The sequence below is a fragment of the Pseudomonas donghuensis genome (genome assembly GCF_000259195.1).
In the GTDB taxonomy this organism is placed as follows: Bacteria; Pseudomonadota; Gammaproteobacteria; order Pseudomonadales; family Pseudomonadaceae; genus Aquipseudomonas; species Aquipseudomonas donghuensis.
In genome coordinates this window covers 33,865-54,279 of sequence record NZ_JH650781.1, presented here as the reverse complement: position 1 = coordinate 54,279, position 20,415 = coordinate 33,865, and the positions used below count along the sequence as shown (strand labels likewise).

Below are 20,415 nucleotides of genomic sequence, written 5' to 3'. Positions count from 1 at the left end.
TGTAGGAGCGGGCTTGCCCCGCGATCAGGTCTGGATCAGATCACCACACCCTGGCTGCGCAGGTAGTCATCGTAGGTGCCGCTGAAGTCCACCACACCGCTCGGGCTCAGCTCGATGATGCGGGTGGCCAGCGACGACACGAACTCACGGTCGTGGCTGACGAAGATCAGCGTGCCCGGGTAGTTTTCCAGCGCCAGGTTCAGCGCCTCGATCGATTCCATGTCCAGGTGGTTGGTCGGTTCGTCCATCACCAGTACGTTGGGCTTTTGCAGGATCAGCTTGCCGAACAGCATGCGGCCTTGCTCACCACCGGAGATCACCTTGACCGACTTGAGGATCTCGTCGTTGGAGAACAGCATGCGCCCCAGGGTGCCGCGGATCACTTGCTCGCCCTGGGTCCACTGGCCCATCCAGTCGAACAGGCTGAGGTCTTCTTCAAAGTCGTGGGCGTGGTCCTGGGCGTAGTAGCCCAGTTCAGCGCTTTCGGTCCATTTCACCGCACCGGCATCCGGGCTCAGTTCACCGACCAGGGTGCGCAGCAGGGTGGTCTTGCCGATACCGTTGGGGCCGATGATCGCCACACGTTCGCCCGCTTCAACGGTGAAGCTGAAGTTCTCGAACAGGGTCTTGCCGTCGAAACCCTTGGACATCTTCTCGATGGTCACGGCCTGGCGGTGCAGCTTTTTGGTCTGCTCGAAGCGGATGAACGGGCTGACCCGGCTCGAAGGCTTGACCTCGGCCAGCTGGATCTTGTCGATCTGCTTGGCGCGCGAGGTGGCCTGCTTGGCTTTCGAGGCGTTGGCCGAGAAGCGGCTGACGAAGGTCTGCAGCTCGGCGATCTGGGCTTTCTTCTTGGCGTTGTCCGACAGCAATTGCTCGCGCGACTGGGTCGCGGCGGTCATGTACTCGTCGTAGTTGCCCGGGAACAGGCGCAGCTCGCCGTAGTCCAGGTCGGCCATGTGCGTGCAGACGCTGTTGAGGAAGTGCCGGTCGTGGGAAATGATGATCATGGTGCTGTTACGCGCCGTGAGAATGTTTTCCAGCCAGCGGATGGTGTTGATGTCCAGGTGGTTGGTTGGCTCGTCGAGCAGCAACACTTCCGGGTCCGAGAACAGCGCCTGGGCCAGCAGCACGCGCAGCTTCCAGCCTGGAGCGACTTCGGTCATCGGGCCGAAATGCTGTTCCAGCGGGATACCCAGGCCCAGCAGCAGCTCACCGGCGCGGGATTCGGCGGTGTAGCCGTCCATCTCGGCGAACTCGGTTTCCAGCTCGGCGACGGCCATGCCGTCTTCTTCGGTCATTTCCGGCAGCGAATAGATGCGATCGCGCTCTGCCTTGACCTTCCACAACTCTTCGTGGCCCATGATCACGGTGTCGATCACGGTGAATTCTTCGTAGGCGAACTGATCCTGGCGCAGTTTACCCAGGCGCACGTTCGGCTCGAGCATGACCTGGCCGGCGGACGGCTCCAGATCGTTGCCGAGGATTTTCATGAAGGTCGACTTGCCGCAGCCGTTGGCGCCGATCAGGCCGTAGCGGTTGCCGTTGTTGAACTTGACCGAGACGTTCTCGAACAAGGGCTTGGCGCCGAACTGCATGGTGATGTTAGCGGTAGAAATCAAGTGCTTATCCTGCGGGGGTTCCAGAGGTGTGTTTAGGTGCCGTCGCCTGATTTGGGCCAATTTTGGGCCAATCAGACTCTAGCCGGCAGCTTCTCCAGCTCCCTCCAATCCGAGGAGGAGCTGATCCATTTTGCGTAAGTAGAGAGCAACATCTCGACGCTATGGCCGAGCTGGTTCGCGATGAACGCGGGGTTCATCCCAGCCATTAGGCACATGGTTGCGTAGGTGTGGCGCGTGTCGTACTGCCGACGTTCACGGATGCCCAGCGCCTTGAGCGCGAGCTTGAAGTGCTTGATTGTAACACTTGGCTCTCTGATCCACATCCCGCCTTTGCCCGGTTGGAACACAAATGGGCTGGTGGGAGTCGCGGACTTCGAAGCGATCCGACGCAGATCGGCCAGGCGCTGGGCCTGGCGCAGGGCGTGAAGTGCGCGCTCATTGAGCAGGATGACCCGGTGATGCTTCGTCTTGGTCCGGTCTTCCGGTTGGCCATCGACGATTATGCGCCGGATGTTCGCGGTTCTCGCCTCCAGGTCAATGTCATCCCACTGCAGGCCCATGGCCTCACCTGGTCGCAGCCCTGTGAAGAAAGCGAACTCGAAGAAGGGCGCATAGATCTGCGAGTACTTGTGCAGCGTCTTATATAGGTGGGCAATAATCCGCTCGGCTTCATCCCTGGTGTAGGGGTCAACCACCTTCTTCACTGCTTTTGGCTTGTCGAGCGATGAGGTGGGGTTCTTCGCGATTAGCCCATCCAGCACCGCTGTCTTGAACACACTGGAGAGCTTGATGATTGCATTACGCTTCACGCCGGTGGAGGACCACTCAATGTTGGCGATGATCCCGCGCAGCATAGTCGGCGTGATCATGTCGATCCGGCGCAGGCCAAGGTACGGCATCCAGTAGAGGTTGAAACTGCTCTTGTAGTTGTTGCGAGTGCCGCCAACGATGTGGCGGCTGTTCAGCCACAGCTGGGCGTACTCGCCAAAGCTCGGTATCGCGGCCTGAGCCGAGAGCGCCAAGTCCGACCCGGGGAACAGGTCGGCGTACTTCTCGTCATCCAGCAGGCCGTGTTTGATGAGGTTGACTACTTGATCACGTAGACGGCTGGCCGCCTTGATCCCTTGCGCTGTCGGGGGATGGGCAAGTGTTTCCCCGCGGCGCTCACCGTTCCAAGTGAAACGGATCCGGAGCGCGTCCCCTCTGATTTCAACTCCAGGGGGCAAACCCACAGGCTTTCGAGCCATTCCTCATATCTCCATCTGCTGTAAATGATGCTGCGGCCGTTTCGGTTCCAGATACCTTCAGGGATCTTTCCCCGCTGGCGCCTGGTCTGGAGCGCTCGCAGCGTGATCCCCAGTAGTTCGGCCATCTTCTCTTCTGTGACCTTGTCCATTCCCTGGGCAACGGCCTGTTCCTGTTCGGCGTGTTCATCGCCGGGCTTTTTCCTAATGGTTTGCATAATTGTCTCCACGCCGCGCCTGGCGGCAGAGGTGGGGAGGGGTTAGGCGGTGGCTTTGTCGATGGCCGCTGCGAGGCGAACCTGGGTTCCGTTCCCATGGCCCGCTGGTTTGATTCGATCAATTACCCTCAGGGCCTCTTGTGCCGCGCCGAGCAGGGCATCCCGCTGTTCGCGCACCTGGGTCAGAGCTTTCGTCAGCTCTTCCTGCCGCTCGCCCTCGGCACGGCCGATATCCCAGAACTCCTGACCCCAGTGGCCCTTAGGCGGTGGATTGTTGTTCTGCTTGCCGAAGGCGAGGGCGCCGACGACCAGGTCGCACACGGCCCGCTTGTAAGCGTTGGCGCCGTCGATGGTGAGGCCCTGGCGGCGGAGGGCATCCAGGGCATTGTTAAGGTTTGCCTCAGGCGACGGCAGCACCAGGTCGAAATCGTCCTTGCCAGGTCGGCACGCGATGACGAACAGATCGCAGTCCAAGGGCAGGTGCGCAGCAATATCAGGCAGTGCGTTGATGATCGCTTCGCGTATGTGGTGATGTGGATTGGACATAGCTCATCCTTGCCCGCCTACCGGCAGGCGCATATGGTTAAATGGGAAGTCAACAAGGAGGATTGATATGAGCAAGACAGCCAAGAACACGTTCACTATCGCTGGTGGTCCAATGACGGCATTGGGAATCGCTTTCGCTGCAGTTGGTGCGTCTGGGCAACCAGCATTCGGTTACACCGCTGTGGGCTTGCTCATTCCAGGTGTTGCATTGATTGCGACCGGAATTTGGTCGAAACGCCGGCAGGCTTGAGTTGTTGTAGGGGGAGGGGTTACGGGTAGCCGCGGGCGATACGGTCGGCGATGCCTTCCAGCTTCTCGGCCATGTAGTACATGTCGTTGTTGTCGCGGCGGCTGACGACCGGGGACCTGGTACGTTTCGTCCCATCAAGATGGCGATTGCCAGGCGGATCAGCGCAGCCTCAAGCTTGCGCCGGAGAAAGCCCTTGCGCGGGATCATGGCCTCGGCCCCTTCCAGATCATCCAGGCCATGTACATCGCCGCTGGAATGCATAGGACGATCATGGCTGCAGCTCCTCGGGCGCCTTGATCAGCCGCCACTTCGTGTTGTTGCTTTGGCTTCGATCTGACTCGACCAATCCTTCCCTCTCCATCCGCTCCAGCTCCCGGCGAATCTCCGGTGTGCCGCTGGCGTCGGACACGTGGAACTTGAACCACCAGGTGCAGAACCAGCCGCCGACGCTTTGCTCGCGCTGCTGCATGTAGGTGATGATCTTTTCGCGCAGGGTCTTTTCGCTCACAGCTCATACCTCTCTTCATTCCAGCGCACTGGCGCCTTTGCAGGGGTAGGGGTGTCTTGTTCGCGCGGGGAGAGCTGGCGCTCGTTGCCGGCCTGCAGTTGGCTGTCGGGGATGCAGCTGATGCCGACCCCGTTCAGCAGGTAGCAGGTGACGCCGCGCTGGCTGTCGTGCTGCACGTCGATGACGTTCTCGGTTGCGCTGGCGCCGGTGGCCAGCAGCAGGAGACAGAGGGCGAGGCGGGTCATCAATAGTCCTCCCAGTTCAGCTCTTTGATGAAATCGCCACCCGAGCACAGTCGCTTGTCGTCGATAGTGTCCACGCCCTTGAGGTCTTCCAAGGCGGTCTTTGCACGCTCCAGTGCCAGCTCGGCATGGCCAAGTTGCCGGCGCTTTCGGACCTTGTAGGAGTTCAGGGCCTTCGCCTTGTCCGGGTAGGCGAACCGGCGGCCGGACGATTCTTTCAGGACGCGTTTGATGTGCGGGCTCTTCCGGCCTTCAGCCACCCACTTTTCGGCCCATCCAGCGTTGCGATCCCGGGTGATCCAGTAGCACTGCTCAGACTCGCGCAGGACGACGAAGCGCTGGCAGGCGATGGTCACTCCCTCAGGCCCGATCTCGTCGATGTAGCGATAGTGGTCTGGCCACGCGTGTTGCTTTTCTTCAGGCATGACTTCGTCCTTGCCGCCATATCGCGGCTGTTCAATAGAGGGGAGAGGGGTTAAAGCGGGATGGAGTACAAATGTACTCCTTCGGTCAAAAGCTACTGCGGCAGCGGCAAGGCGCGGATTGCCTGGGCCAAGTCCGGGTAGGCCTCGGCCAGTTCGGCGGCTGCCTTGATCCCGTTTCGGTAGCCATCGGCACCCTGGGCTGTCATCTGCTCGGCGCTGAAGCCGTCGGAGGCTGGTGCAGGCGCTGTGCTGGCACATAGGGCGGCCCTTGCAATAGAGCCGTCTTCGACGAACCAAGCCTCATCTTCATGCCACAGAATGTTCGCGGGCTCGCCGCTGACGTTATCCCAGTCGCTGCCCATGTCTTCCGAGAAGTGGTCTCGATAGGCGTAAAACTGCAGGGCAGCGCGCAGCCGCTCAACCTCGCCAGCATCGACGTGGGTGTAGAGCGGGCGTATTACTGCGGTACGGCCACGCCCTTGAAAGTGCTCCTGCTCAGAAAGAACGCGCTGGTAATTTTCGATCAGGACCGGCTTGTAGCCTTCAACATCCAAGAACCACGCCACCGGCTCGCCCTGGTGCTGGGCGGCTGGCTGGGCGAGAAGGGCGTCGATGTCCTTGAGCGAATCCTGGGCATCCTTGCAGTAGGCCGGGTCGAACCCGCCGCGTAGCCAGATCACTTTCTGACAGGCGTCCAAGTCGCGATGGATCTTCTTCAGCTTGCTGGCCGGCACGCTGACCATCTGTTCGGTGTTGCTGGATCGGTTTTCTGTGGACATGGGGATACCTCGCTGAGAAGCGACTAGAATTGAGAGTTTTTCGCACAAGCAATGGGTGAAGCATGGAATGCTTAATCTGCGGTGAGAGGGCGAGGGCGCTATCTACAGCGGCTGTATTTGTCGAAGTGGATTGCCCTGCATGCGGCTACTACGGCGTTCCGAGGTTCTTAGTCCAACAGATCCTGAGAGGAGATTGGCGGCTCGACATGGAAAGAACGAGGACCTATCTGGCGATGCGAGCTGTGAATAAGCAGCCGCCTTGGATAACGAAGATTGATATCAATATTCACCTTCTACGTCAGGTGACCGTCCCTCGTCGTTAAGCAGCTCTCAACAGCGCCTCAATCACTCTCTTACCTGCCAGCGGCGGTACCGCATTGCCAGCCATATGCATGGTCAGCCGGTGGTTGTCCGGGCGCAGGGTGTCAGCCGGGAAAGACTGCGCGGCCAGGGCCTCGTCGGCGCTGAGCATCCGCATGCGATCGCCGTCGACCAGGGCCCAGCGGTCCAGGGTGGTGATGGTGCCGATCGGGCGGTTGATGTCACGCCCGGTGGTGCCCGAGCCTTTTCCGTAATAGGGCATGATGAATCGCTCACCGAAGCGTTCGCGGCCATTACGCACCCGGTCAAGGGTTGCCTGGGCCCGGCCTGGCTTCTCGATCAGCGACCAGCGCCCGGCGTTGAAGTCGAGGAAGCTGGCGGCCGGCACGTGCTGGCGCCGGTGCAGCTCGAGCATCAGCGGCGCCTTGCTGCGGGTTATGACCAGGAACAGCCGCACGCGATGCTGCGGCACGCCCAAGTCGGCACAGTCAACGATATGCGGAGCGACCTGGTAGCCAAGTGCTTGCACGGCGGCAAGCCAGGCCGGGTACAGAGCCCAATCCATGAACTCTTGAACGTTTTCGATCACACCAGCCTCAGGTCGGTGGAACTCCAGCGCCGATACAACGGCCCAGGCTGTCGAGCGAGATGAATCGTGCTGAGGGTTGCCGGATTTCTTGCCGCGGGCTTTCGAGTGGCCCTGGCAGCAGGGAGAGGCCAGCAGCAAGTCGTGTGCCGGAACTTGCTCCCATCGGGCCTGGTGCAGGTCCTGGCAAACGTGCTCAGCATAGGGGTGATTGGCGGCGTGCCACTTCACGGCCTCAGGCCAATGATTGGCAGCCCAAACCACTTTAACACCCGCTTTCCGCGCGCCAGTACTCCATCCGCCGAAACCGGAGAACAGGTCGATTGCTTTTGTCATTGATGATTCCTTGGCTCAGGCGACTTTGGCGATGTCGGGGGGGCGTAGTCGGTCCACCCGATTCTTGGCATTTTGGTTTTGGGGTTGATCACCGGTTTGCCTTTGGCGTCGGTGATCTCGCATTTGGCCCTGATCCGGAGGTCACGGCACCGGCCGGTCTTGCGGGCCAGCTCCATGAACTGCTGGGCGTACTGCGGCGCATCGAACATCTGGCTCAGTTGCTTCACTTTCTCGCCGGCCATGATCTTGGCCGCCTGCTGCTCGACGGCCAGATTCCACTCAGACAGGGACAGCTCTAGGGGGGGGCAGCCAGCTTTCCCGCTTGGCCTAGTCGTCTTGGTTGTCTTCCTGGCCTCAGCCAGCGCTACGTCGGCGGTCATGCCGAAGACTGCGAATGTGCTCATGGTTATCTCCAGGTAGCAGCCGTCCTTCACCAGGGCGGCGGAGAAGGGTTATGGGTTTCATTCGAGGGCTTGCTTTAGCCGAATCTCAATTGGCCCCTCGCGCAGTGAGCCCTGCATCACTCCGTCGAGCTCAGCTATCTCTTCCCGGGTCAGGTTCTTCCACTTGGCGATGAAGTAGTCTCCCTTCATCAGGCCGATCGGCATCTCACGGCACGACGAGCCGTAGCTGTAGCCGTTCTCGCGCAGCCAGTCCTGCGCGGCATAGAGGGCTCGAAACGTCCCTGTCTGGCTGAAGGTCTTGGTGAAGGCTTGCGGGTTCTCTGCGGGCATAGGCGTTCCTCGCCGGGGTGGCGTGATTCGTTGAAGTGGGGAGGCACTGGCGGGCAGAGCGGGAGGGTCAGTCGTCGTTGCCGTAGTAGAAGTCGTAGATGTCGACTTCTTGGTGCTGGACTTTCACGCCGCCGGTGTAGAGGTTCAGCAGAAGGGCTTCGAGTCCATACTTAGAGCCGAGGAAGAGAGTCTTCGACGGATCGTAATCGTTGATTTTGAGGCTGTAGCACTTGCCTTCTTTGTCGAAGTCCATCTGAATGGCGCACGAGTATTTCGATGTGCGCTCCTCGGCATCGACGTAGAGGTGCCAGTAGCCCGCGCAAACACCCTCTGTGGTTTCGATGATGATGGTTGGGCGATCTTCGCCGCGGCTTTCGTCGCTTTCGCCGAGGCCTTTTGTGATGCTGTTCAGCAGCTCCGTCAAGGTGATGCTCTGCGGCAGCGGCTTCATCATCTCAGCCAAGCGGTCTTGGATGGACTGCTTCACCACCTGGTTCTGCATGTCGCTGAGCATTCCCGAGACCGTCTTCACCACCAGGTCGCCAAATCGGCCGATGTCCTTGACGTCGGTCGGCATTACCCCTGCCAGCTTCTCTTCCAGCATTTCCTTGAATTTAGAGCGGTAGCTGAACTGGGACTCGATAGCGCGCTTCACCGTGTCTTCAACGTTGCTCTGGATGATCGGCTGCAGCTTTTCCGGGCTCAGCGCGGCGGCTACCGACTCGGCTACGATCCCTTCGATGTTGATGTCGAGTTGCATGGTGTTTCTCCTGGGCATGTGCCGCCCTCCGTGGCCGGATGCGGCATGGTGGCAATTTGGTTTGGGATGGGGTATTAGGAGTGACCGGCATAGGGCCGGATCAAAAGGAGTTGAAATGACAACTGATCGTGAAATTGCATTGGAGCAGGCACTTGTCGCAGTAATTGGAGCTGCAAAATTCGACGGCCTGGACGAGAGGAACATCGTCGAGCGCGCCACTGCGCTGCTATTGGGCAACAACAGTCTGCGATATGTTGAGCATCCGCATGTCGATAACGCGATCCGTGAAATCAGCAACGCCCATGCCGAGGCTCTCACCCGGCTGCCTACAAGGGCGTAATAACTTCGTTGCCAGGGTCACGTTTTAGCTCAGCCCTGGTGGCTTCCTCGAACTGTCGCGCTAGCTTCGGTGATATCTCAAAAGCTGGCGCGTCAGGCCGTTTCAGGCGGCGCGCCTGTTCTTCTCGGTCACACGCGAGGAGCGACAGGTGCAGGTCCTGCAGCAGCTCTTGCAACTAACTGAAGCCGTGGGCCTGCATCGCTTCGGACATGCCCCGCTTGGTACCTGCAGCGGTAACAAGCGTCATCTTCTCGATGCCCAGCCGTTCCGCCTCCTTCTTCTCCCTGTCGCGGTAGTCCGCCGAGTGCTTGGCTGCCCCTGTCTTCTTCTCGGCCATTGCCGATACCTCGCCGGGCGATGCCCGGATGTAAGGAGAGGCGAAGGATCAACTACAGTTGAATTGTCATTCGCAAGGAGGAACGAGAGGTGACTTGTTTGATTTGCAGCGGTGCAGCGGAAACGTACGACTCTGGAGGGGACTGGCATGAACGAAACTGTGCTCGCTGCGGGCGCTACAGGGTTTCAAGAACATTGGTTGACACAATGGCGGGGCGGAGACAGTCGTTTGACGTCGCTCGCACTAGGGCATGGATCGCGTTTAACAAGGTCGCAACACCTTCGCCGCTCATATCGAATTTTGAGGCGGATCAGCACCAGCTGATTTTCTCGTAACGCCTTGCCGCGCAGGCGGCATGGCGACATAGCACATGAGGGGGTTGCATGACTGATGATCGTGAAAGTGCATTGGAGCTTGCGCTCGGAATGCTGCTGACTACAGCAACGCTGCAGGGCTTAGACCCAAAAGTTTTTGTGGACCATACTGCAGCTCTTATCTCGAAAGCTTCCCAGCATTTCGAAAGGGGCGAACTGGGAGCAATGGCAACTGCTGAACTCCACAAGGCGTATGCGGACTTATTGGCAGCCCAGCAACGAAGTGAATCCTGAAGCGAGCTCTATAGGTGCTTCGGTCAGAAGTCAGAAACTGAGCTCATGCTGCCTACTGCTGGCTCCAGGCACCGACTGCTGCGAAGACCTTGGCGGCCTGCGCTTCATCCAGAGTGATGTCCGTGGGTATGGCGATCCATCCGGCCGCCACCAGTTGGTTTGAATTGGCCTGGGCCCGCAGGTCGGTATAGGTGGCTTCGATCACATCAGTCAGGTGCGAAGCCAGGTAGTTGCCCTGCGGTGCGACCTCGACCGATTTGCAGTACTGCTCGCCGCTGGGCTTCTGGCACATGACGCTGAGGTAGATGGTCCAGCGGTGGGGGATGTCGCACACGGCGTCGACGACCTGACGTACGCAAATCTGCTTGCAGTTCTTCCAGTTCATTAGCACCTGCTGGCCGCTCGGGTCGATGTTCACCACGGCGGCGTGGTTGGCGCTGACCAGCGCTCTGCAGGTCCGCTCCAAGCGGGCGCGCATGCTGTGCGGCTTGCGCTTGCTCATTGGCGCCGCACCAGCTTGCGGTCCGCAGCTGCCTCCATTGCCTGGACGAAGTTGATCGCCGCGCGGTAACTGAAACAGAAGCCCTTGGTCTTGCCGGTGGCCACCTCAACAATGTGGTACGCCTTGCCCTTGGTCACGACCTGGTAGCGGATCTTCTGTGCTGGTGCTGGCCGGCCGGTCAGCGCGCAGAAGTCGGCAGTTGCGAGAGTGGCACGGGCGCGCAGGGCGGCCAGGCCGTCGACGCGGTGCTGCAGGACTGGGTGCATGGTGAGCTCCTCGGGGTGGGTGTCAGGCGTGCAGGTCGAAGGATTCGGCCTTGCGGATGATTCGAACCTGGGCAATGCGCCGCTCGGGCACACGGCGGTCGCGGCGCATCGGGTCGGTGTCGCCCATGACTGCATGCATGGCGATCAGGCCGGCCAGCAGGATGCACATCGGGCTGATGATCTGGCGCTTCATGGCCTCGGCGACCAAGGCGGCGCGGCGGTGAACGCCGAGCTTGTACATCGCGTTTTCGATTCGGTTGGCCACGGTGCCCGGGGTGATCTGCATCAGGCGGGCAATCTCTTTGGCTGTCATGCCCTGAGCTACCGCAAGCAGTGCTTCAAGTTCACGCGGGGCCAGGCCACGCCCGAGGAAGCCCTTCCAAGAGCCGCTGGTGATCGTTTCCATGATGAGTAACCTCGGGTGTTGGCTGCATTGGTAGAGCGCTTCCTGCACTGTCGCCCCGAAACCCTAAATAGGACCAGGAAGAGCTCTACCGATGCAGCCTGGTGATGGGGAGCCAGGTTGATCGGGCCGGTTACGTATCCGGCGTCGTTGCCATCGACCGTCGCTGTGCAGCACTTCCGTCTGGCTATCGGGGCTGGTGGCAACCAGCGCGCTCCGGGCAGGCTATTCTCTCGGCCTGCTAGCGCCCGGCACTCTGGTGGCCGGTTACCGCCAACACTCCATGGCTGGGCGAGGCTCCTCGTTTCCTACTTCATGATTGCGACCCTCCGTTGCTCGCTCACTGGGAAGGCAGTGGCCACCTATCGAAGCTGCATTGGAATGTCGGTCCACACCATTTTTTGCAATCGACGTCCGGGTATTCGCCACAATCCGATTGCTCTGGAGATGCTTTTTTCATGACCCGCCGACATTCCGATGCAGCCTCTTTCGAGGGATCGGGCAGTTAACGTCAGGCTGACGTGGCGCTGGTTGTTCAGGCTGCGCGTTCCAGCTCGCAGCATTCTTCGTAATGAGCCATCGCGATCAGCATGTGATGGCTATCCAGCGGCCATTTGCTGACCTTGCAGCCTTGACCGGCCGGGCAGTGGAAGACGAATAGCTCGCCTGCGTCCTTGTCCATCTCCATGCTCACCTGGGCACCGCTCGCGAAGCGGTCTTCGATAATCGTGGTCATCTTTAGTTGCTCCGCTATCAGTTGATTTCCCGTCTGGCCCTGTCGCCAAGGCCAGCCAGTGAAATCAAAGTGATCCAGGCGCCCATCGCTCTCTGGGCTACGCGCTTCCCCGCATTGGCATGCGCGCCACTTGGTTACCTGAACCCAGCACACTGCATGAGGCAGCTGCTGCCCTCATGTGCCGCTGAGGGTGACGGGTGTCGAGTTGTGTAAAGAGCGGTGGCTGCTCCAACAGCCAGGCTCGTTGCAAATGCAAGCGAACTTGCATTTATAAAAGCATGCTTGTTTTTAAAATGCAAGCACGCTTGTGTATTTTTCTTTTACTGTATGTATATACAGTATTCGGGGTGGTCAATGGCAGCGCAGGAAAATGCGGTTCGAATGAATGAGTTAACGAGCCTTGAGTATCTGGGGCTTAGGGTGTCGGCGATGATCAACTCGCCCGTGGCTCAGCTTGGAAGGAAGGTGCTGATACACCGCCTGGATACGGATTCAGATCAGGACTGGGGCGCGATCATGGAGTTGCTGGCGGAAACAGGCGGCCTGGACATGACCTTCTGTGATGACGGGTCTGTGATCCTGCAATGGGATCTGCCAACCGATGACGATCGAGTGATCGATAGGGGAGAGGATGTGGCTGTTGTTGGGATGGAAGAGGACGAGGCGCCTTTCTAATCGGCGCAAAAAAGCCCGCTGCTGCGGGCTTTACTTTGCAATGTTGGCCACAAGCGGGGCTAGGTATTGCTGCACGACCCACCAGCCGGCGCCAAACACAGCGATTCCAGCGATCAGCGCATACACAGCTGTCTGGCCTTTGGTGAGCATGGTTTTCTCAATGTTCTCCAGACGAGTTTCAACCTTTGCTAGAGCAATCTTCGCATCAGTTACATCTCTCTCCAGATTGATTATCCGAGTGTCCACTGCGTCTCCTCCTGGTGGCTCCCCGCCGCCGTTCCTCTTCCGCTCTCGCACAAGCTCGCCGACGGTCCTGTCATACTGCGCCTGGAGAAGGCGAACATCAATGTTCTGATCAGACATCTGTCTGCCCTATCTTCTTAATTTCATTCAGCAGGTTCAGTTGTTCCTGGATGCTACTGAACGCCTTCTGTGCGTCTTCGCGGGATTTGCTTGGGATGTCATCCATCAGCAAAATAGACGTACTCAGATTCATCTGTGCCTCTATTTGGGCAATTATCAGCTGGATGATGTTGGACAGCAATTCATCCAGGCGCTTCTTTTCTTCGTCAGTCATCACTTACCCTTTGGACAGGCTAGCTGCGCCTACATACCTAGAAAAAGACGGCTATATTTTTCGCGCATTCCAAACCAGCAGCACCTTGGCGTGGATCGTTACATCATCCAGCCGCGCCGACTGTTTTTCGTAGTTGCGGTTGTCGGAGATGAGCCAGAGATGATCCTCATCCTTTCGCTGCAGACGCTTGATGAGAAGGTCGCCGTGCCACGTCAGCACATAAACCCCCTCTCCCTCATAGCCGTTCACGCCACGGTCAACGATCACAGGGTCTTTGTCGTTGATCGTTCCTTCCATGCTCTGCCCCCACCCGGTGATCATCGCCAGGGCCTGAGCGGCGGAGTAGGTCACCCCTTTTTCGCGCAGCACTTCCTCTCGGATCACCACATTTCGGATGACCTCGCTGTACTCGGCCGGCACTTGGCCGTGACCCATAGCTGCCCGGATGTCGTATTGAGGGATGGAGATATCGCCTTCTGGTGGTTCGGCAGTCGCGATGACAAATCCGCTAGTTCTTTCGCCCTGAGGGTCCTCTTCTACAGCGCGAACAATGCTTTGGCGTGCCTCGGCAGTGAGGCCCTTACCATGCTTCTCCAGCATTTTCCGGACTGCGTCTGCGGCCGATAAAGGCGTGCCGGCTTCTTTCGATCCGGCTGACTTTGATTCTCCCTTACGCGGCGGCTCTCCCTTTCCCGACAACAGCCAATCAACGGTCGTGTCGTACCCGTCAGCAAGCGCCACGAGGTTCTCGTTCTTGATGTTTTCGGTATCACCGGCGAACCACTGGCGAACAGCTTCATAGCTGATGCCGCAGGTAGTTGCGATATCCCGTTTGACGTTGCGTACGCCTAACTCGGGCCGGCGAGCTAGGACGAGTTTGGTGATTCGGTCTGTGGTCTTCATGTGCGCAATCTACAAGGTTGCTTGTCAAGCATGCTTGTTTTGCATATACAAGCATGCTTGAATATCAAGACGAGCAAAGGAGGTCGCCATGACCAAAAGCCAGGCAATTCACTATTTCGGTTCCATCTCGGCGCTCGCAAAAGCCCTTGGCGTTACCTACGAAGCGGTTCGCCAGTGGGCAGAGGTGCCCGAGTTGCGCCAGTACCAAATCGAAAGACTCACGGCTGGCGCGCTCAAGGCTGACCAGAAAGGGGCAGCAGCGTGACCGTGGGGTTGATTTTCAGCTATTCGGCCTTGCGCCAGTAGATGACCAAAACACCTGCGAATCCATCCAGTACTGGAATTGCAGGCGAAAAAAAACCGCCTGGCAGGGCGGCTTCTTCAAAACAACGTGAGGTCGATTATGCACACTGCAGTCGATGCAAGCAACACCAAGCCCGGCGCGTCAGTTTTCGGCAGCACGCCAAATCTGTCGCGTCAGTTTGGGCCGGGGAAGAACGGGGGTAGGGCGTGAGTGTTCAAGCCATGACCTGGGCACTGGCCATTCCAAAGGTTGCCCTGGATAACCCCGCCGCGCGCCATGTTCTTCTGTGCCTGGCCAACTACGCCGGCAGCGACGGGCGCGGTGCATTTCCGTCTGCCGGGACCCTCTCCGAAGACACCGGCCTGTCCGAGCGCACCGTGCGCCTGAAACTGGATGAGCTGGAGAAGGGCGGGTGGATCACCGAAGGCAACCAGGCAATCGCAGCTGCCTACATCGATCGCCGCGACCGGCGCCCAGTGGTCTATGACCTTCAGCTAAAGCGGGGTGCATCTGCTGCACCTCGTAAAGAGCGGGGTGCAGATAACCGCACGGGGTGCAGCTCACAGCAGAACGGGGTGCAGGAAAACGCAGAACGGGGTGCAGCAGCTGCACCCAATCCGTCAGTGAACCATCAAGGAACCGAAGAGCAGCAGCCGCGCGATTTGGCCGACGTGATCGAGGAGCAGGATCGCCAGGCCACGGAATCGCAGGACGACTGGCAGCGCTTCGCCATGTTCGCCGAGTGGAACCCACCGGCTGACCTGGTGACCACCCAGCTGAAATTGGCCGGCCTGACCCTGGAGGCGCTGACCGAGGAAACGCTCCAGAGCTTCCTGGGTTACTACGTTGCCAAGCCGCGGGTGTTTGACAGCAACGGCGGCTGGTGCTTCCGGCTGGCCAAGTGGGCCAAGACCGAGAAGGCAAAGGGCGCGGCGGAGCAGGAAGAAACCGGGGCCGACTGGACCAAGAATGGAGTTCGAGTATGACCGCAACCAACGTTCGCCAGCTGCTGGCCAATCGCCGGACTGACCCGACTTACCAGTCGCCGGTGGAGCCCGGGGCGATGCCGATTGACCCAGCAACCCAGCAAGTGATCGAGGATCTATTCTTGCGACTGCGCGGCGCCTGCGGGGCTTGGCGTCAGTCCTGGCCAACCGAGGCGGTCATGAATGCGGCCAAGCTGGAATGGCTCGGTGAGTTCATGCGCTCAGGCATCACCCGCCTGGAGCAGATCGACCACGGCATGCGAGTGCTGAGCGCGAGCAAGTCCGCGTTTGTTCCGGCGCCTGGCGTGTTCGTGAGCTGGTGCTTTGCCCCGGAAGGCCTGGGCCTGCCCAGCACCGACAAGGCCTACGCCCAGGGGCTGCGCAACTGCCACCCGGCCATGCGCGCGGCGGCGAAGTGGATGCACCCGGCGGTCTACCACGCCACGGCAGCCGACGGCTTCCACAGCCTGCCGCTGATGTCGCGTGAACTTGGCCTGACCTGCTTCGAGAAACACTACCTCGCGCAGTGCCGGAAGATCTGGCAGGGCGAACGCCTGGGCCCGGTGCCGGTTGCCGAGCTCGCTGCACCGGCTGCTCCGCGCTCGCTGGATGTTGGCCGTGCCGCGCTTGAGGCGCTGCGCTCCGCTCGGGGTGCTCGGCCATGATCGATCCGATGCTGCTTCCTCCTGACCTCACTGAGTACCGCTGGGCACTGTACTGCCGCAGCCACTTGCTCGGCCTCTCTGACAAGCCTGAACCGCCTGTTGCCATTTACCGAGACGAACAGGTCGCCCGAGCTCATGGCGGCAAGCTGTGGCCATCCACCTGGCTCGTTGTTGATCTCCACAAGGACGAACGCTCATGAAGCAATCCAAGTTGACCAAAGCCGCCCGCGGCCGGGAATGCCAGGTGCGCATTCCGGGCGTCTGCAACGGCGATCCCGGCACTACCGTGCTAGCCCATTACCGCATGGCCGGCACCTGTGGCGTCGGCATGAAGCCGAACGATCTGCAGGGCGCGCACGCTTGCAGCGCCTGCCACGACGCCTGCGATGGTCGCAGCAACATCGTTGGCCGCGAGAAAGCCCGCCAGTACCACGCCGAGGGCGTCATGCGTACCCAGGCCCTGCTGATCCGCGAGGGGGTGATCGCCGCATGAATAGCCAAAAACCCTCGGTTCGAAATCCGCCACCACTGTTCCCTGCGAAGAAATCCCGAGCCAAGCCGGTAGACCGCGAAGGCCTGGAGCAGGCCTCGCTGATGCGCGAAGTAGCGTTGCGCTACCCGGCCGCCGCCAAGCTGATCTACCACGTCCCGAACGGTGGGCACCGGGTGAAGGCGGTCGCCGCCAAACTCAAGGCTCAGGGCGTGAAGGCCGGTATCCCTGACTTGGTGCTGCCGATGGCGCGCGGCGGGTACTTCGGGCTGTACATTGAATTCAAGGCGAAGCCGCCATACGACGCCGCCGTGTCGCCGAGCCAGGACGCCTGCATCCAAGCGCTGCTCGAACAGGGCTATCTGGCCATCGTGTGCCGCGGTGCCATCGATGCGATTGAAGCGATCCGCGCCTACCTGCTGCAGCCGCAGACGAGGGCGGTGGCATGAGCAAGACCCGCGCTGTGAAGTTCACCGATGCCGAGATCCGCCGGCAGGCCGCCGACCCTACCGTGCATGACCTGCGCGACCCGCGTCACCCCGGCCTGTACCTGCGATTCGGCCAGGACCGGCAGCGCGGGTCGTGGTACCTGGTCAAGGGCAAGGCCTGGAGCCAGATCGCCCGTTATCCCGAGCTGGGTGCCGCCGCGGTGCTGGCCGAACTGCCTGCGCTGCGGCAGCGCCTGCTGCGTGACCCGGATGCCGCCGTTGCCTTGGGCGGCCTGTCCACCGTGGGCCAGCTGCTCGACTGGTACAGCGACCGCATGAGCCGCGACCGTTCGCTGTCGGCCAAGCGCAAGACCGGCGCCAAGTCGGCCATTGCGTGCCACCTGAAGCCCAGGTTGGCCGATCTGCCGATTCGGGCCGTGTCGGCACCTGAGTTGGACAAGCTGTTGATGTGGCCCGCGCAGGAAGTGCTTTCGCTGTCCTACGTGCGCCAACTGTTCGGCCTGCTGGTCGTCGCGTTCCGCCAGGCCCATAAGCTTGGGCTGATCGATACCAACCCCATGGCCGCGCTGAAGTTCGTCGACTTCACCAAGGCCCGGATCATGCCCAAGCCTGCCCGGCTGCGTGGCGTGCATCTGGTCGAGCTGGTGCCCATGCTGGCCGGCCTGTTCGACAGCGAACCCGGCGAGGCCATGCTTGCGCTGATGATGCTGTGCCACGGCACCCGGGTGGGGGAGACCCGCCTGGCGCGCTGGTCCGATATCTCGATGGCCGACAACGAGTGGTTCATTCCGGCCGAGCACACCAAGACCCGCACCGAGCACCGGTTGCCGCTGACCGCCCAGACCAAGGCCATGCTGAGTCGATACCGCGCTGCCCAAACCGCCCAGGGCTACGAGGGCATCTACCTGTTCCCGTCGCGGCGTGGCCGGGCACTGAGCGAGGGCCAAGCCAGCGCCGTGTTTACCCGCCTGGGCCAGGGTGAGTGGACCAGCCACGACCTGCGCAAGGTGGCCCGCACTGCCTGGACTGACCTGGGCATCGACGGCCATATCGGCGAGATGCTGCTGAACCACTCGCTGGGCAAGATCGCCTCGACCTACATCAACACCCAGGCTCGGGAGCAGCGCCTGGCCGCACTGGAGAAGTGGCACGCCTGGTTAGATGAGCGCGGATTCAACGCGGTTCACAACCTGACAGGCGCCCAATATGAAGATTCGCAAAACCCTGTGCAGCCCTTGAACGACGCGGCCTGCAAGGCAATTCCGAAAATTGTTAATAGCGAGGTTTCAAAAGCATGATCAAGAGCCACGGACCGGACTTTCGCAAGCAGGCGGTGGAGCTGGCCCAGTGCCCGGCGTGCCGTGGCAAAGCGGTGATCAAGGGCGTGTTCCATGACCTGGCCTGCGTGCAGTGCAACGCTTCGGGTTGGGTGGCCGCCACGACGGGGGAAGCGCTGCCGGTGGAAGAGCTGATCACCCAATTGAGCCTGCGCCTTCAGGCCGCGCAACGACAGATCGAAGAATTGAAACACCCTCGGGCCACTGGGCCGGAGGCGATTTATCAGGAAGGCAACCGGCTGGGCGCCGGGGGCATCAACTACACCGGGGATTGAGGGGAAGGACATGATCTATAGCAGCGTACTGGGGGCGGTCGTTTCGGCCCTCGCAGCGGAGGCGATCGACAACACCAGCAAGCAGGCCTGGCAGAAGCTGTACCAGCCCGGCAGCGAGGATGGGCACGACTTGGCCACATTGAGCGGGGCAGTAAAGAAAGGCGAGATCAGCAGGATGGATGCGGACTGCTGGGTGTTCGCCCGCCTGCACAGTGAGCTGAAGCCCAGGCACTGGGATGTGCTGGTGGCTAAGTTCAGCACCCACAAGGGCCGCAAGGTGCAATCCATCAGCCGCATTTGCCCACTTGTGGCATCCCATGCACCGCAGCTGTTCGTCACCAGCGCCGTCACTGCTTGGGCCATCCCGAAGCTGAAGGGCGTGGAGGGCAAGCGCTCTAGTGACATGATCGTGCTGCCAGCTCAGTTCTACGATATCAACCGCTGGGATCCTGATGCTCGGCCAGAGCGCACGCGCCGCCGCTGGAAGAAGGCCGTTGAGGATGTTCTCGATGGCATGGTGAACGAGGCATTAGAAGCTGCGGAATGCCTGCTTCACCATGAGGGGCTGACATTTGTTGATGCGGCATAGCCCAGGGTTGTCACGGGACGGCAAGTTTGAATGACCTATGGACTGTCCTGAATCTCGTTCCAGGTAGAGCGGTTACATAAGGGCCTGTCATCTTCTCGCCATGCTCGCCGATAACCGCTCGAATCTTTTCTGATGAGGCCAACACGCTATTTACTTCAAGATTTGCAACTCCGCTTGGCAGCGGCCTTCCATTGTTGGAAAAAGCCTCGGAAGTAAAGCGGCCGTTCTCAACAACAGCCTTGCCTTGGCCTAAGTACTGCCCTGGAACGACTAGCGTAAGAGACAGTTCAGTCCCGTCGGGCAAATTTGTTAGACCGGAAATCACAGGGTAGGAGCCACCAGACGTATTCACGTCCATTTTCACTTCAAGCGCCTGTGCTGGCGTCGCTGCCAGTATAAGCAGTAGCGCGGTGCTGCTTAGGAGAGATGACGAAAACATCGCAGATACTCGAAGTTATTTATCGAGAGTTTTTCATCATTTAGGCTTGACATCAAATGGCCGCATGGCCGATTATTTCCCCATCCTGTCATTCCTGCGCGTTGCTGAGGAGTGGCCCCGAAAGCCCGGCCATTGTGTCGGGCTTCGTCGTTTCTGAGCCCTGGCAAATGCTGGGGCTTTTTCGTTTCTGGAGCGCACTCATGACCGATAAATCACGCCACCTGACGGCAGGCACTCTTTCGAGCGCCTCGGGCCAGGTCGATATCGATCTCAAGACCGGGGCATTCACCATTAAGGGTCCGGCTGGCAACGTGGTCATCGGCGACCTGGAGAAGGGCGATGTTGTTGCCCGAATCGATGCCGAGCCTGCCGTCGAGCCGTTGCGCCTTGGCGGGGTCACACTCTACGGTGAGTTGGCCCGCAACCTGCGCGATGTGCAGGCGATGCTGACAGCCCACGGCGCCGGCGAGTTGAAGGTGGTCAAGCGCGGTAGCGAGCCAGGAAAGCCTTTCATCCTCATCGACGACCAGATGTTCATCAGCCAGGCCGAAGTCGACGCCGGCAAGCTCGCAGCCGGATGCGCCATCAAGATTGAAACTTTGGGCGACGGCCGGGAAGTTATGGCCGGCCTGATCAGAGGGTCCCGGCTGGCCGAAGAGCTGCGCAAGAGCATCGTGAGCATCGTGAGCATCGAGCGTATCGGCGCGGATGACGGCCTGGCCTGCGCCGTCCGCCAAGTCATCCGCGAAGGGCTGCGACCAGGCGGCATGCTGAACTCCCGCTAATCCTGCTGCACCTTGCCCGCCTCGAGCGGGCTTTCTTTTTACAGCTCCCCGTGAGGGAGGAATCGAGATGGCCCATATGCCAGAGAAAGACCCCGGCCTCTGGGCCGCCTTGATCGCCTGGGTGATCGCCCACCAACCGCAGCTCTATGCGGCTGGCCTGTCCGTAGGTATCGCCGCG

General features: G+C 60.2%; 33 protein-coding genes and 2 pseudogenes. 15 read left to right on the top strand and 20 right to left on the bottom strand.

Translation table 11 applies throughout. From position 1 onward, the window contains the following. Nucleotides 1–35: 35 nt before the first annotated feature. The 3 genes from UW3_RS0123745 to UW3_RS0123735 all read right to left on the bottom strand — a co-directional run bounded on the left by UW3_RS0123745 (nt 36) and on the right by UW3_RS0123735 (nt 3,630). The gene (locus UW3_RS0123745) at nt 36–1,622 is read right to left on the bottom strand and encodes an ABC-F family ATPase (RefSeq protein ID WP_010226270.1); all 1,587 of its coding nucleotides are present in this window, start codon (nt 1,620–1,622) and stop codon (nt 36–38) included. Nucleotides 1,623–1,693: 71 nt separating this feature from the next. After that, entirely contained in the window at nt 1,694–2,869 is a 1,176-nt protein-coding gene (locus UW3_RS0123740; protein ID WP_010226269.1) for a tyrosine-type recombinase/integrase, read from the bottom strand. Between the two features lie 257 nt (nt 2,870–3,126). Then, entirely contained in the window at nt 3,127–3,630 is a 504-nt protein-coding gene (locus tag UW3_RS0123735) for a hypothetical protein (RefSeq protein WP_010226268.1), read from the bottom strand. Nucleotides 3,631–3,697: 67 nt separating this feature from the next. Between UW3_RS0123735 and UW3_RS28465 the strand changes: the two genes are divergently transcribed. Beyond that, entirely contained in the window at nt 3,698–3,880 is a 183-nt protein-coding gene (locus tag UW3_RS28465; protein ID WP_010226267.1) for a hypothetical protein, read from the top strand. 19 nt (nt 3,881–3,899) lie between these two features. Here the strand turns inward: UW3_RS28465 and UW3_RS29925 are convergent. From UW3_RS29925 to UW3_RS0123695, 9 genes and pseudogenes are all read right to left on the bottom strand, one after another. Beyond that, nucleotides 3,900–4,087 (bottom strand): annotated as a pseudogene (locus tag UW3_RS29925) (hypothetical protein). A 61-nt stretch (nt 4,088–4,148) separates the two neighbouring features. After that, nucleotides 4,149–4,388, bottom strand: coding sequence for a hypothetical protein (locus UW3_RS0123730; RefSeq protein WP_010226266.1), 240 nt, complete (start codon nt 4,386–4,388; stop codon nt 4,149–4,151). Further along, entirely contained in the window at nt 4,385–4,633 is a 249-nt protein-coding gene (locus UW3_RS0123725; RefSeq protein WP_010226265.1) for a hypothetical protein, read from the bottom strand. Before UW3_RS0123725 ends, UW3_RS0123730 begins: the two co-directional genes overlap by 4 nt. Next, nucleotides 4,633–5,055, bottom strand: a complete 423-nt coding sequence (locus UW3_RS0123720; protein ID WP_010226264.1) for a hypothetical protein — start codon at nt 5,053–5,055, stop codon at nt 4,633–4,635. The genes UW3_RS0123725 and UW3_RS0123720 overlap by 1 nt, the downstream gene beginning before the upstream one ends. A gap of 92 nt (nt 5,056–5,147) precedes the next feature. Next, nucleotides 5,148–5,834, bottom strand: a complete 687-nt coding sequence (locus UW3_RS27600) for a hypothetical protein (RefSeq protein WP_010226263.1) — start codon at nt 5,832–5,834, stop codon at nt 5,148–5,150. A 319-nt stretch (nt 5,835–6,153) separates the two neighbouring features. Beyond that, complete coding sequence (locus UW3_RS0123710) at nt 6,154–7,077, bottom strand: DNA cytosine methyltransferase (RefSeq protein ID WP_026001498.1); 924 nt, start codon at nt 7,075–7,077, stop codon at nt 6,154–6,156. Further along, nucleotides 7,074–7,481: a hypothetical protein gene (locus UW3_RS0123705; RefSeq protein ID WP_010226260.1), complete on the bottom strand. Its 408-nt coding sequence runs from the start codon at nt 7,479–7,481 to the stop codon at nt 7,074–7,076. The genes UW3_RS0123710 and UW3_RS0123705 overlap by 4 nt, the downstream gene beginning before the upstream one ends. A 57-nt stretch (nt 7,482–7,538) precedes the next feature. Further along, the gene (locus tag UW3_RS0123700) at nt 7,539–7,811 is read right to left on the bottom strand and encodes a hypothetical protein (RefSeq protein WP_010226259.1); all 273 of its coding nucleotides are present in this window, start codon (nt 7,809–7,811) and stop codon (nt 7,539–7,541) included. 67 nt (nt 7,812–7,878) lie between these two features. Next, entirely contained in the window at nt 7,879–8,571 is a 693-nt protein-coding gene (locus tag UW3_RS0123695; protein WP_010226257.1) for a hypothetical protein, read from the bottom strand. 115 nt (nt 8,572–8,686) lie between these two features. Here UW3_RS0123695 and UW3_RS0123690 point away from each other — a divergent pair, with 115 nt between their 5' ends. Beyond that, nucleotides 8,687–8,911 (top strand): hypothetical protein, encoded by a 225-nt coding sequence (locus tag UW3_RS0123690; RefSeq protein ID WP_010226255.1) that lies wholly within the window; start codon nt 8,687–8,689, stop codon nt 8,909–8,911. Nucleotides 8,912–9,086: 175 nt separating this feature from the next. On the opposite strand, the gene UW3_RS29920 is transcribed toward UW3_RS0123690, so the two are convergent. Further along, entirely contained in the window at nt 9,087–9,248 is a 162-nt protein-coding gene (locus tag UW3_RS29920; RefSeq protein WP_010226253.1) for a hypothetical protein, read from the bottom strand. A gap of 383 nt (nt 9,249–9,631) precedes the next feature. On the opposite strand from UW3_RS29920, the gene UW3_RS0123680 reads away from it, so the two are divergent. After that, entirely contained in the window at nt 9,632–9,856 is a 225-nt protein-coding gene (locus UW3_RS0123680; RefSeq protein ID WP_010226252.1) for a hypothetical protein, read from the top strand. A gap of 52 nt (nt 9,857–9,908) precedes the next feature. On the opposite strand, the gene UW3_RS0123675 is transcribed toward UW3_RS0123680, so the two are convergent. The 4 genes from UW3_RS0123675 to UW3_RS0123660 all read right to left on the bottom strand — a co-directional run bounded on the left by UW3_RS0123675 (nt 9,909) and on the right by UW3_RS0123660 (nt 11,763). After that, nucleotides 9,909–10,358: a hypothetical protein gene (locus UW3_RS0123675; protein ID WP_010226250.1), complete on the bottom strand. Its 450-nt coding sequence runs from the start codon at nt 10,356–10,358 to the stop codon at nt 9,909–9,911. Then, nucleotides 10,355–10,624, bottom strand: a complete 270-nt coding sequence (locus UW3_RS0123670) for a hypothetical protein (protein WP_010226248.1) — start codon at nt 10,622–10,624, stop codon at nt 10,355–10,357. Before UW3_RS0123670 ends, UW3_RS0123675 begins: the two co-directional genes overlap by 4 nt. Before the next feature lie 22 nt (nt 10,625–10,646). Then, nucleotides 10,647–11,030 (bottom strand): response regulator transcription factor, encoded by a 384-nt coding sequence (locus tag UW3_RS0123665; protein WP_010226246.1) that lies wholly within the window; start codon nt 11,028–11,030, stop codon nt 10,647–10,649. 532 nt (nt 11,031–11,562) lie between these two features. Then, entirely contained in the window at nt 11,563–11,763 is a 201-nt protein-coding gene (locus tag UW3_RS0123660; RefSeq protein WP_010226244.1) for a hypothetical protein, read from the bottom strand. Nucleotides 11,764–12,144: 381 nt separating this feature from the next. On the opposite strand from UW3_RS0123660, the gene UW3_RS0123655 reads away from it, so the two are divergent. Then, on the top strand, nt 12,145–12,438 hold the full coding sequence (locus UW3_RS0123655; protein ID WP_010226242.1) for a DUF1654 domain-containing protein: 294 nt from the start codon (nt 12,145–12,147) through the stop codon (nt 12,436–12,438). Between the two features lie 30 nt (nt 12,439–12,468). Here the strand turns inward: UW3_RS0123655 and UW3_RS29125 are convergent, their stop codons facing one another. From UW3_RS29125 to UW3_RS0123640, 3 genes are read right to left on the bottom strand one after another with little or no spacing between them, the layout of a single operon-like run. After that, nucleotides 12,469–12,801 carry a hypothetical protein gene (locus tag UW3_RS29125; RefSeq protein WP_010226240.1) on the bottom strand — a complete coding sequence of 111 codons (333 nt, stop codon included), beginning with the start codon at nt 12,799–12,801 and terminating at the stop codon, nt 12,469–12,471. Then, complete coding sequence (locus tag UW3_RS0123645) at nt 12,794–13,015, bottom strand: hypothetical protein (RefSeq protein ID WP_010226238.1); 222 nt, start codon at nt 13,013–13,015, stop codon at nt 12,794–12,796. The genes UW3_RS29125 and UW3_RS0123645 overlap by 8 nt, the downstream gene beginning before the upstream one ends. Before the next feature lie 51 nt (nt 13,016–13,066). Next, nucleotides 13,067–13,918, bottom strand: a complete 852-nt coding sequence (locus UW3_RS0123640; RefSeq protein WP_010226236.1) for a S24 family peptidase — start codon at nt 13,916–13,918, stop codon at nt 13,067–13,069. An 88-nt stretch (nt 13,919–14,006) separates the two neighbouring features. Between UW3_RS0123640 and UW3_RS0123635 the strand changes: the two genes are divergently transcribed. From UW3_RS0123635 to UW3_RS30130, 11 genes and pseudogenes are all read left to right on the top strand, one after another. Further along, nucleotides 14,007–14,183, top strand: coding sequence for a Cro/CI family transcriptional regulator (locus tag UW3_RS0123635; protein WP_010226234.1), 177 nt, complete (start codon nt 14,007–14,009; stop codon nt 14,181–14,183). A gap of 260 nt (nt 14,184–14,443) precedes the next feature. Next, the gene (locus UW3_RS0123630; protein WP_010226232.1) at nt 14,444–15,208 is read left to right on the top strand and encodes a helix-turn-helix domain-containing protein; all 765 of its coding nucleotides are present in this window, start codon (nt 14,444–14,446) and stop codon (nt 15,206–15,208) included. Next, complete coding sequence (locus tag UW3_RS0123625; RefSeq protein WP_010226231.1) at nt 15,205–15,873, top strand: replication protein P; 669 nt, start codon at nt 15,205–15,207, stop codon at nt 15,871–15,873. Before UW3_RS0123630 ends, UW3_RS0123625 begins: the two co-directional genes overlap by 4 nt. Then, complete coding sequence (locus tag UW3_RS0123620; RefSeq protein WP_010226230.1) at nt 15,870–16,073, top strand: hypothetical protein; 204 nt, start codon at nt 15,870–15,872, stop codon at nt 16,071–16,073. The genes UW3_RS0123625 and UW3_RS0123620 overlap by 4 nt, the downstream gene beginning before the upstream one ends. Beyond that, complete coding sequence (locus UW3_RS0123615; protein WP_010226229.1) at nt 16,070–16,366, top strand: DUF1364 domain-containing protein; 297 nt, start codon at nt 16,070–16,072, stop codon at nt 16,364–16,366. Before UW3_RS0123620 ends, UW3_RS0123615 begins: the two co-directional genes overlap by 4 nt. Then, nucleotides 16,363–16,812: a VRR-NUC domain-containing protein gene (locus tag UW3_RS0123610; RefSeq protein WP_026001494.1), complete on the top strand. Its 450-nt coding sequence runs from the start codon at nt 16,363–16,365 to the stop codon at nt 16,810–16,812. The genes UW3_RS0123615 and UW3_RS0123610 overlap by 4 nt, the downstream gene beginning before the upstream one ends. Then, complete coding sequence (locus tag UW3_RS0123605) at nt 16,809–18,110, top strand: tyrosine-type recombinase/integrase (protein ID WP_010226227.1); 1,302 nt, start codon at nt 16,809–16,811, stop codon at nt 18,108–18,110. The genes UW3_RS0123610 and UW3_RS0123605 overlap by 4 nt, the downstream gene beginning before the upstream one ends. Continuing rightward, entirely contained in the window at nt 18,107–18,424 is a 318-nt protein-coding gene (locus tag UW3_RS0123600; protein WP_010226226.1) for a hypothetical protein, read from the top strand. Before UW3_RS0123605 ends, UW3_RS0123600 begins: the two co-directional genes overlap by 4 nt. Before the next feature lie 10 nt (nt 18,425–18,434). Beyond that, entirely contained in the window at nt 18,435–19,013 is a 579-nt protein-coding gene (locus UW3_RS0123595) for a hypothetical protein (RefSeq protein ID WP_010226225.1), read from the top strand. A gap of 639 nt (nt 19,014–19,652) precedes the next feature. Further along, nucleotides 19,653–20,237, top strand: coding sequence for a hypothetical protein (locus UW3_RS0123590; protein ID WP_010226223.1), 585 nt, complete (start codon nt 19,653–19,655; stop codon nt 20,235–20,237). A 67-nt stretch (nt 20,238–20,304) separates the two neighbouring features. Then, nucleotides 20,305–20,415 (top strand): annotated as a pseudogene (locus UW3_RS30130) (phage holin family protein); the annotation flags it as partial.